This window comes from Mesorhizobium sp. M1E.F.Ca.ET.063.01.1.1, from assembly GCF_003998155.1.
GTDB lineage: Bacteria > Pseudomonadota > Alphaproteobacteria > Rhizobiales > Rhizobiaceae > Mesorhizobium.
On sequence record NZ_RZSC01000367.1, the window covers coordinates 1 to 5,774 of the forward strand.

8 protein-coding genes and 1 pseudogene are annotated in these 5,774 nt (G+C 63.7%); 2 read left to right on the top strand and 7 right to left on the bottom strand.

Annotated features, from left to right (window positions below):
* Positions 1–26: 26 nt before the first annotated feature.
* From EOA29_RS22660 to ureC, 3 genes are all read right to left on the bottom strand, one after another.
* Positions 27–632 carry a glutathione S-transferase family protein gene (locus tag EOA29_RS22660; RefSeq protein ID WP_126090741.1) on the bottom strand — a complete coding sequence of 202 codons (606 nt, stop codon included), beginning with the start codon at positions 630–632 and terminating at the stop codon, positions 27–29.
* Positions 633–690: 58 nt separating this feature from the next.
* Entirely contained in the window at positions 691–1,284 is a 594-nt protein-coding gene (locus tag EOA29_RS22665) for a hypothetical protein (protein WP_126090742.1), read from the bottom strand.
* 90 nt (positions 1,285–1,374) lie between these two features.
* Positions 1,375–3,090, bottom strand: a complete 1,716-nt coding sequence (ureC, locus tag EOA29_RS22670; RefSeq protein ID WP_189350610.1) for an urease subunit alpha — start codon at positions 3,088–3,090, stop codon at positions 1,375–1,377.
* A 164-nt stretch (positions 3,091–3,254) separates the two neighbouring features.
* Here ureC and EOA29_RS22675 point away from each other — a divergent pair, with 164 nt between their 5' ends.
* Both EOA29_RS22675 and EOA29_RS22680 read left to right on the top strand, forming a co-directional pair.
* On the top strand, positions 3,255–3,626 hold the full coding sequence (locus tag EOA29_RS22675) for a hypothetical protein (protein WP_126090744.1): 372 nt from the start codon (positions 3,255–3,257) through the stop codon (positions 3,624–3,626).
* A 234-nt stretch (positions 3,627–3,860) separates the two neighbouring features.
* Positions 3,861–4,388, top strand: coding sequence for a hypothetical protein (locus tag EOA29_RS22680; RefSeq protein ID WP_126090745.1), 528 nt, complete (start codon positions 3,861–3,863; stop codon positions 4,386–4,388).
* Positions 4,389–4,422: 34 nt separating this feature from the next.
* Here EOA29_RS22680 and EOA29_RS22685 read toward each other — a convergent pair whose 3' ends face one another.
* The 4 genes and pseudogenes from EOA29_RS22685 to EOA29_RS22700 all read right to left on the bottom strand — a co-directional run.
* Positions 4,423–4,728: an urease subunit beta gene (locus EOA29_RS22685; protein WP_126090746.1), complete on the bottom strand. Its 306-nt coding sequence runs from the start codon at positions 4,726–4,728 to the stop codon at positions 4,423–4,425.
* Positions 4,729–4,825: 97 nt separating this feature from the next.
* Positions 4,826–5,080 (bottom strand): DUF1272 domain-containing protein, encoded by a 255-nt coding sequence (locus EOA29_RS22690; protein WP_126090747.1) that lies wholly within the window; start codon positions 5,078–5,080, stop codon positions 4,826–4,828.
* A 25-nt stretch (positions 5,081–5,105) separates the two neighbouring features.
* The gene (locus EOA29_RS22695) at positions 5,106–5,408 is read right to left on the bottom strand and encodes an urease subunit gamma (RefSeq protein ID WP_041003069.1); all 303 of its coding nucleotides are present in this window, start codon (positions 5,406–5,408) and stop codon (positions 5,106–5,108) included.
* 36 nt (positions 5,409–5,444) lie between these two features.
* Positions 5,445–5,774: pseudogene (locus tag EOA29_RS22700) on the bottom strand (urease accessory protein UreD); the annotation flags it as partial.

The following is a 5,774-nucleotide window of genomic DNA, read 5'->3' on the forward strand; positions in this document are numbered from 1 at the left end:
GGTGAAATCGGTGTTGATGTTGAGCTTCATTTGAGGGCTCCTCCATTCGCCTGAGCGCGGGCGCGGGCTGGGCGCTGCAAGACGCGATCGAAATATGCATTAACCAGATCAGAGTCGATCGGGAACCGGCCGGCGCGGGCCCAGCCGCCGATGTCGCCGAGCAGCACGTCGACGGCCGAAAAGCGGTCACCGAGCGCAAACGGCCTGTCGCCGAGCCGGCGGTCCAGCGCCTTCACTTCGGATGCGAAATCATAGGCCGCGGCCGGGCCGACATCGACCCGAACATCCTTGGGCAAGAGGAACCGGTGCCGCAGCTTGTTCCACAGCGGCGCTTCCAGCTCGCTCTGGGCGAAATGCATCCAGGAATCCATCTCGGCACGGCCAGCGAGGCCGGGATTGGCGCCCATGCCCATCTCGCCATGCTTGTCCGCCAGGTAGACGCAGATCGCGGCCGAATCCGTGATCTCGAGATCGCCGTCGATCAGGATCGGCACTTTGCCTGAGGGATTGAGCGCATAGGCCTCGGGCGAGCGCAGCTTGACCTCGACGAACTCATAGGGCTGCCCGAGTTCCTCGAGCATCCAGAGCACGCGACTGACGCGGGAACCTCGCGATCCGACGGCCTTGTACATGATTGAACCCTGCCTTTCCCAGAAACCTAGACCATCCCGGCCATCCACCCAATGGCGCTCAGACGATGGTGTCGAAGAGCCGCAGGATGAAGGATATCTGGTATATGAGGGCGGCGGCGACGAAGGCGATGTGGAAGCGGCGGTCGCGCACCAGGATTGCCACCAGGCAAAGCGCCACGAACACCGGCGTGCGGATCAGATATTCATTGCCGAAACGGGCGAAATGCTCCGGGCCTTTGAGCAGCGTGTCTATGATATCGAGCAGATAGGTGGCGCCAAGCAGGCCGAAGAACCAGGCACGCCGCGAATAGAAATAGTCCTCATAGCTGGTGTAGTCGAGCATCGAATCCGGAAACAGCAGCGCGCAGAGCAGGAAGAGCGTGATGGCATAGAAGATGATGAAAAGGTACTTGCCGAAGGTCCAGGACTGGATGGCGTAGAGTCCGAACTCCCACCACCAGAAGTGCACCAGCATCAAGAGAACCGAGCCGACCCAGGCGAGATGCACAGCATAGAGCCGGTACTGGCCGGGATGCTGGACGATGCGGGCGACCCCGGAGAGCAGCCGGGTGACGCCAAGGCCGACCACCATGCCCATGACGATGCGGATATGCGGGAAGATGTCGTGGGGAGAGGCGATTTCTGCTGCCATGGTTGTCCGCTGTGCAGTTGCTCAACCGCATAGTGCAAGGTCCACCTTCGAGCCGCAACGGAAATTGGCCGTTCACCGGAAACGTCGCCGTCAGAACAGAAAGTACCTCTGCGCCATCGGCAGCACGGTCGCCGGCTCGCAGGTCAACAACTCGCCGTCGGCGCGAACCTCATAAGTTTCCGGATCGACCTCGACATGCGGCGTGGCGTCGTTGAGCACCATCGAATGCTTGCCGATGCCGCCGCGCGTGTTCTCGACCGCGACCATGGCCTTGTCCACGCCCAGCCTGCCCTGCAGGCCGGCATCGAAGGCGGCCTTCGAGACGAAGGTCACCGAGGAGTTGGTCAGCGCCTTGCCATAGGCGCCGAACATAGGCCGGTAGTGCATCGGCTGCGGTGTCGGGATCGAGGCATTGGGATCGCCCATGGGCGCGGCCGCGATCGTGCCGCCAACCAGCACCATCTCCGGCTTGACGCCGAAAAAGGCAGGGTTCCACAGCACCAGATCGGCGCGCTTTCCGACCGCGACCGAGCCTATCTCTTTCGACAGGCCATGCGCGATCGCCGGGTTGATCGTGTATTTGGCGATGTAGCGGCGGACGCGGAAATTGTCGTTGTCGCCGGTTTCCTGCGGCAGCGCTCCGCGCTGGCGCTTCATCTTGTCGGCTGTCTGCCAGCAACGGATCGCCACCTCGCCCACGCGGCCCATGGCCTGGCTGTCGGAGGAGATGATCGAAAAGGCGCCGATGTCGTGCAGGATGTCCTCGGCCGCGATCGTCTCCTTGCGGATGCGGCTTTCGGCAAAGGCGATGTCCTCAGGGATCGACGGCGACAGATGATGGCAGACCATCAGCATGTCGAGATGCTCGGCAAGCGTGTTGACGGTGTAAGGCCGCGTCGGATTGGTCGAGGACGGGATGACGTTGGGCAGGCCGCAGACCTTGATGATGTCGGGCGCATGGCCGCCGCCGGCGCCCTCGGTGTGGAAGGCGTGGATGGTGCGGCCCTTGATCGCCGCCACCGTGTTCTCGACAAACCCTGATTCGTTCAGCGTGTCGGTGTGGATCATCACCTGCACGTCGTAGTCGTCGGCGACCGAAAGGCAGCAGTCGATCGCGGCAGGCGTCGTGCCCCAGTCCTCGTGCAGCTTCAGCGAGCAGGCACCGGCAAGCACCATTTCCTCGAGCGCCGCCGGCCGGGATGCGTTGCCCTTGCCGGACAGGCCAATGTTCATCGGGAAAGCATCGAAGGACTGGATCATGCGCGCCAAGTGCCAGGGGCCAGGCGTGCAGGTGGTGGCCAAAGTGCCATGCGCCGGACCCGTGCCGCCGCCCAGCATCGTGGTGATGCCGCTCATCAGCGCTTCCTCGATCTGCTGCGGGCAGATGAAATGGATGTGCGCGTCGAAGCCGCCGGCGGTCAGGATCTTGCCTTCGCCTGCAATGATCTCGGTGCCCGGGCCGATGATGATGGTGACGCCATCTTGAGTGTCGGGATTGCCGGCCTTGCCGATGGCTGCGATACGGCCGTCCTTCAGACCGATATCGGCCTTTACGATGCCGGCCAAGGCATCGACGACCAGCGCGTTGGTGATGACGGTATCGACCGCGCCCTGCGCCCTCGCGACCTGGCTCTGGCCCATGCCGTCGCGGATGACCTTGCCGCCGCCGAACTTCACCTCCTCGCCATGGACGGTGAAATCCTTCTCGACCTCGACGAACAGCTCGGTGTCGGCGAGCCGCACCTTGTCGCCGACGGTCGGGCCATACATCTGCGCATAAGCGGCACGGGTTAGTCTGGCCATCAGCGATTGCTCCCGAAAGTGAGGTTATTTGAGTGTGTCGCGCACATTGTCGCCATCCAATGGTCACTGAATGACCCGCTCGGCGACACCTTCCGATCCCATTTGGCGGTTGAGGTGGCCGAGTCAGCCCAAAACGACCGTTTGCCAAACCGATGGAAGGAATATCCATGCGCAAGACGATACTTTTCGCGGCCGCTGTCAGCCTGGCGCTGGCGGGCGCCGCCAGCGCCCAGCAGCAGCCCTCGCCTCAGCCCAGCCCAGCGCCGGCGGCGCCTGCTCCCGCCACGCCCAAGGCTCCGACGATCGAGAGTGTAAACATCGTCGACATCACCGAACTGCCCAAGGACACGCAAACACAGGTCAACCAGATCGTGGCGCAACGCGGCGACGCCGGCCTGCAGACATTGCGCAAATCGATCGACGCGACGCCCAAGGTGAAGTCCGCACTCGAAGCCAAGGGAATAAGCTCGGCGCAGGTGATCGCCGCCAGCCTGCAGCCCAACGGCGCGCTGACCCTGATCACCAAGAAGGCGAGCTGACCCGGAGCAATTCCAGGAAAAGTGTGCAACGGCTTTCCGCGCGGAATTGCGTAAAGACAAATGGTTAGAGCGGTTCGGCGGTTCCTCCAGACGCTGAACCGCTCTGGAAAAGCCGCTCCACAAGCGCTGGCAGGCCAGATTCGGGCCCGCTAACGGCAAGGCTGAGGGAACTTCCGGCCGACGAGAGTCGTTTCGCTTTTTTCGCCCCGCCAAAAGGTCAGTCAGGATCGAGCCATGGCGGCTGCCCCGCGCGTCACAATTGCGTTCCCCGCTACGGCCGTGGCCATGCTTCTCATGGCCGCCGTCCCGCATGCCGCGTTCCCGGCGCAGCCTGTGGACGGCAAGCCGCCACTGGACGGCAAGCCGCCATTGGACAGCAACAAGCCGGGTGCGGCGATCGTCGATTCCGACATCCGGCAGGAAGAGGCGCTGTCGAAGACGGAGGCCGGCAAGGTCATCACCGCTATCGACCGCACACGCGACAATATCGGCACGGTGCGCAAGACGACCAAGCTCGACACGGTCGACATCGTATTCCTGACGGACGCCGCGCGCAGCGAGGGCGGGCCACCGCCGATGATCGAAGACAAGGTTGAGCAGCATAAGGACGACGTCGCGGAGTTGCGGCAGGAGATCGAGGCGAACGCGCTGCTGTTCAACGCCATCGATTCGCGGCGCGTGCTCGCGGAGGACGTGCTTGCCGTCGAATTCGACAATCCGGGCAAGATCGTCATCTATGCGGCCGCCAAGCCTCCGAAGTGATTTGAGCGCCCCAGACCTCACAGCTTGCCGGACCTCACAGCCTGCCCATCACCTTCTGCTGGAATCCATAGACCTCACGCTTGCCGCCGAGCGGCACCAGCGTGACGTCGCGTTCCTGACCCGGCTCGAAGCGCATGGCAGTGCCGGCGGCAATGTCCAGACGCATGCCGCGCGCGCGTTCGCGGTCGAATTTCAGCGCTTCGTTGGTCTCGTAGAAATGATAGTGGCTGCCGACCTGGATAGGGCGGTCGCCGCTGTTGGCGACCTTGAGCGTCACCGCCTGCAGGCCCTTGTTCAGCTCGATCTCGCCTTGTGCCGTAATGATTTCGCCCGGGATCATCGCGCCCTCACAACACGCCGAAAGCAATCGCCGCGAGCGCGGTTCGTATCATCGGAGCTGTTGTCATCTGCATGCCTTTCTTCAGCGGTCGTATTGCTCACGCGGCCTTGCGCGGGCCGCAGCCTTCGGCCTTCAGCACGCGCCTGGTCGAGGCCGGGTATTTCTTCAGCATCGCCGCCGGCCGGATCGGCCGCGGCGAAAAATTGCCGCCGCAGTTCGGGCAGACGCCGCCAAGCACGTTTTCCGCACAGTCGGCGCAGAAGGTGCATTCGAAGGTGCAGATCAGCGCATCCGTCGCCTGAGGCGGCAGGTCCTTGTCGCAGCATTCGCAATTGGGCCTCAGTTCCAGCATCGGTTCCTCCTCACCGGATCGGCCCTCATCTGATCGGCTCGTGCACGGTCACCAGCTTGGTGCCGTCGGGAAACGTCGCCTCGACCTGGACGTCGTGGATCATCTCGGCAATGCCGTCCATGACCTGGGCACGGGTGACGACATGGGCGCCGGCCTCCATCAACTCGGCCACCGGGCGGCCGTCGCGGGCGCCCTCGACGACGAAGTCGGTGATCAGCGCGATCGCCTCTGGGTGGTTGAGCTTGACGCCGCGTTCCAGCCTTTTTCGCGCCACCATCGCCGCCATGGCGATCAGCAGCTTGTCCTTTTCACGCGGCGTCAGGTTCATGCGTCTTCCCAGTATTCAAGATCAAGCCATTCGAGGTCAGAGTGACCATAATTTGGGCAGGCCCGCCCGCCCGTTGAGCAGTTCGACGAGCGGCACCAACCGTTTGCGGAGCTGGTAGCCATCGCCGGCGGTGAGCCTCGCAAGAAGCTTGCCAGATTGGCCGACGCTCCACAAACTGGCGCCTCCCCAATCCCCGACTATGGGGGCACCGACGACGGGATCGCCGACGATCGCGCGGGCCGGCTCCAGCAGGCTTTCCGCGCGCGGCGAGACAAGAAGCAGTGTCGCGACGGCAAGCCCGCCGCCGGCGACCGCCGGGCGCCGGAGCCTGGCTGCGATGTCCGGCCCGATGCGGAAATCCTCGGC